We start from the raw sequence: 3,970 nt of genomic DNA on the forward strand, positions 1-3,970 counted from the left end.
ATTCGTAGGTTGTCCAGTCTGCGGATTCTACTAAAGGCAGACAGCATACAAAGATGCGGATCGAACTTAATTGAAAAAGGACTTTTGGTTTAGTTTCCTCATTTTTTGTTGCCGTCCATTTCTGGTCAAGACAACAGCCTAGCCAGCTTTATTTTAATCTTGATTTCTTGCTAGATAAAAAAGGAAAATTTTACTCTTTAAAGGGAGGATTTTATACGAGGTTTTCAACTCGTTTGAGTTGTTTTGGTTAATACTTAATATGAAACATTCTGTTAAACCAACTATAATTAATCTGTTACGATTTTATGGAGAACATCAATTTTAATCCTTCCTGGAGTAAGTATTGCGCATTGCGTGAAAAAAAGAGTTTTAGTTTGTCCTCCGAAAAATCAGATGTTAACAATATTGGAACCCTAACTTACAATTTAGATTGGGAACCAGGCAATTAAAGATCAGCGCGTGAACAAGAAGATATATGTCCTTGAAGACGATGAAGGGATAAGAGATGTTATTGAGATCCTATTGAACCTGGAATCATATGAAGTACAGAGTTTTCCGACTATTAAGGAGTTTCGGTCTGCAAACCATAATGATGCTGATCTTTTTTTGTTGGATGTTATGCTTCCCGACGGAGATGGCCTGTGTATATGCCGGGAGCTAAAAGAGGCGAGCGCTACAGCAGGCATACCTGTATTGTTGATGAGTGCGCATGCGGCACTGGATGTGCTGCATACAGACTATGGTGCAGTAGATTTTATATTTAAACCATTTAATATCGATGAGTTACTTCAAAAGATAAAAGCCAGGATTGTAATTAAATAGTCTTTGCTTTCAAAGGTGTTTAGACTTACCACAGGAATCTAAGCTGTTGAGAATTATCTTAACCAAATAGTTGAACAACAGCACCGAATATCATTATCGTTTTTTCTGGTATTCGTAGATTATGGCAATTATTGTTAAAAAAAGGAGGATTTTACTCTTTATTCGGAAAATTTTACTCCGAACTCTTTTTTCATAACTGCATTTTTGCAGTCTATGGGACTAATATATTTCAGTTTCTATAAGAGTTAATGAAAAACTTTCTACCATGAAAAAAAACATCCTCTTATTTTTAGTAATCTTCTCTTTTGGTTGCAGGAAGGTTATGCCGCCAGGACCTGAACCGGTAAAAATGGTTCAGTACAATTTCGACAGTAATGAGAACTCCAATCTGATGTTTCAGGACGGAGAATCAATGGCCCTTCTAACCTCGGTGGCCCGGACATACGAAATCGGAAAGGTACTGCGTGTTAAAGCCCTTACCGCAACAACCATAGAAGTCGCCAATTTTGCCCCAGTTGATATTATTGATGCAACAATAGTTGTAACAATTGAAGGACAGCCTAAACCCATCAAGCTGTTTAAGATCGGAAAGATCAGGGCCCATGCTGTAGCCGAAATCGAGTATCCCTTTATAAAAGGAACTACAAAATTCCAGGATACTGAAGGTGGTGACGTGGATCTGTCGCAGTATAAGACAAGCGGAATACCTACTGCAAAGGTTTCTTTCGACTTTACGGGAGATACCGAGCTGATCAAAAAACTCAAATCACTGGCCAAATTGAAATGGAAAATCAAATACAGTGATTTTGATCCCAATGATGACCCTACAAATAACTGGAAAGAAAATATTGATGCTAGGGATGTCAGGAGATTCTCAGGTCTGATCATTAATATGGCTTATTTATTGCAGGCAGATACAACAAAGTCTGTTTTTGTTGCAGAACCGATTACAGATAATAATAATGTGCTGTTAACAACTGAACAAAAGGAAACAGCGCTAAAAAAGTTGATCGAAATTCCTGACTTCAGCTGTGGGGTGGTAGTAAATGTTTCAGGTCTTGGCGGCGGATCTACTTTCGGAGTAGCCGACCATGTTTTAAAAGATTATCTTAATGTTGATGTCTGTTTTATTACAGTTCATGAAATGGGGCACATGATCGGCTATTCACACAGCTCGAGTATGACCTATCCTTCAAATCCCGGAAATAGAGGTGCGGTTGTGGCGACGGGAAATGTATATAAGGCGATGCTCGCCAAAAAGATGTTTCCGGTCAGAACTGACAACTATTACAGGGCGACAGATTTTCAAAAATAATTTTAAATTTTTCGAAGCCCATCTGTAGGATGCGAAGGTTTAATGCAATAAAGATATACGCTGTGGGCTTAGTTGTTAAACTGCATATAAAAACTTTGAAAAATGATGCTGATAAAAGTATCAGCAATAATATACAGCATCTATCAACCGCGTTGATGTAGCTGTAAGGTAAACCGGTAGCAGGGATACTACCGGAGATTTTTCCGTTGATTTAGGGTTCGCCAGGGGGCGTTCCCTAACTTTTTTGAAAGCTCAGACTAGTAACCAGTTGCCAGATCTGGTATAGGAATCAACTTTTAATTTTCACTTTTCACAAATATAGAGATGGTCTATCCAGTGCACATGAAAGGTTATGTGTTTGACAGTCTCCTTAAAAACAAATACTTAAATGAAACTTTATGCTACTTCCTCAGACTTTTTATTTTTCGATAAGCCCCATGCAATCAGACAAGGACAGGTTGTCATGATCGAAGAACATCAGGGGATAATTATTGATGACAACGGACAGGATATTGCTTTTGATGCACTTGAATGCGTGGAAACTATTCATGTGAGAGCGGATATTTCTTTTTGTATTGTACCCTCAGATGATGGACTTCGAGCTTCCAAAATATCACTTCTTTACGGCGAAAACTAGTTGTATAACGCTTAAGAAAGCCAGGGTCTTAGGGATGGTAGAGAAAACTGAACTAATATTTTTAGTCCAGGAAGAAATTTTTAAATCAAAAAGGGAAAAATCAATTAAAAATATCGATAGAACGACTGGCCAAAAAATAAATGGCAAACAGAATAAGGATATTATCGAAAACGTACTAATTATTTAAATCACATATAAATGTTTATACATTAAACTCATCTGATCAATACAATTAACCTAAACTAAATTAAACATGAAAAACACAAAATTTTTATCACTCGCCATGTTATGCGCTTTATTTCTCTGCGTATCTTCGTGTAAAAAAAACAACACTTCTGAGCAAACCGAAAACAAAGCCGAAATATCCGCAAGTACTTTACAACAGATAAAAAGCTTAGGATTTAGTGTCGAAGATGTGCGTAAAGTAGATAACGGTTACCTGGTTGAGGGCGACATYSTGCTAACAGATGCCAACTTAAMKGARAAATCTTTAAGYCCTAATTTAAAYATTGCTGAAACCGAGCAGTACCGCACAACSAATMTTGTTAAAKCACTGCCACGCGTGRTTACAATTTCWGTTACWAATTTACCACARGTRTAYAGTGATGCYGTTGACCTGATGATTTCAAGGTACAATTCRTTGGGYCTGCGTATRACTTTTCAAARGGCAARTACAGGTACTACAGGTAAYATTGATGTATTTGGRTTTAACGAAGGGCCAAGYGGTGGTTWCATCACTTTAGGTTCRTCTGGTTTTCCTACTTCAAGYGGCGAACCATTTAAYCAGGTTAAAATGAATACGAATGTTAATGCCTAYGGAACKAATCCTAATTTATTRTATGTAGCCTCAGTTTTGCAACATGAAGTTGGRCATTGTATAGGATTCCGCCATACCGACTATATGAACAGAGCATATAGCTGTGGAGGAAGACGCTCCAATGAAGGATCAGCAGGAGTTGGCGCAATCCAGATACCAGGAACACCATCAAAAGCAGATGCTGAATCGTTTATGCTAGCCTGCTCTAACGGTGGCAATCGCACATTTAATGCGAATGACGTGATTGCAATGAATTACCTTTATAAATAAATCCAAATACCGATCAGATATAAATCAAAAGAGGGAGCATTGAAAATGCTCCCTCTTTGTAATCAAACAAAGTTTGAGATGCTGAAAGACCAATCTCTCTATGCTCATC

At 37.7% G+C, this 3,970-nt stretch carries 4 protein-coding genes; all 4 read left to right on the forward strand.

Going from position 1 to position 3,970, the window contains the following annotated elements; translation table 11 throughout:
- Positions 1 to 459: 459 nt before the first annotated feature.
- The 4 genes from AC1DND_RS21975 (at position 460) to AC1DND_RS21990 (ending at position 3,861) form a co-directional block, all read left to right on the forward strand.
- Positions 460 to 822: a response regulator transcription factor gene (locus AC1DND_RS21975; protein WP_477584744.1), complete on the forward strand. Its 363-nt coding sequence runs from the start codon at positions 460 to 462 to the stop codon at positions 820 to 822.
- Between the two features lie 265 nt (positions 823 to 1,087).
- On the forward strand, positions 1,088 to 2,137 hold the full coding sequence (locus AC1DND_RS21980) for a hypothetical protein (RefSeq protein ID WP_477584745.1): 1,050 nt from the start codon (positions 1,088 to 1,090) through the stop codon (positions 2,135 to 2,137).
- 388 nt (positions 2,138 to 2,525) lie between these two features.
- A complete protein-coding gene (locus AC1DND_RS21985) occupies positions 2,526 to 2,774 on the forward strand; it encodes a hypothetical protein (protein ID WP_477584746.1) in 249 nt (82 codons plus the stop codon).
- Between the two features lie 283 nt (positions 2,775 to 3,057).
- The gene (locus AC1DND_RS21990) at positions 3,058 to 3,861 is read left to right on the forward strand and encodes a M57 family metalloprotease (protein ID WP_477584747.1); all 804 of its coding nucleotides are present in this window, start codon (positions 3,058 to 3,060) and stop codon (positions 3,859 to 3,861) included.
- Positions 3,862 to 3,970: the final 109 nt, after the last annotated feature.

This window comes from Pedobacter sp. 01N416 (assembly GCF_056399685.1).

Bases quoted from the DNA above. Each gene is read 5' to 3' on its own strand.
- AC1DND_RS21980 (WP_477584745.1), top strand. From the start codon at position 1,088: ATGAAAAAAAACATCCTCTTATTTTTAGTAATCTTCTCTTTTGGTTGC.
- AC1DND_RS21985 (WP_477584746.1), top strand. From the start codon at position 2,526: ATGAAACTTTATGCTACTTCCTCAGACTTTTTATTTTTCGATAAGCCC.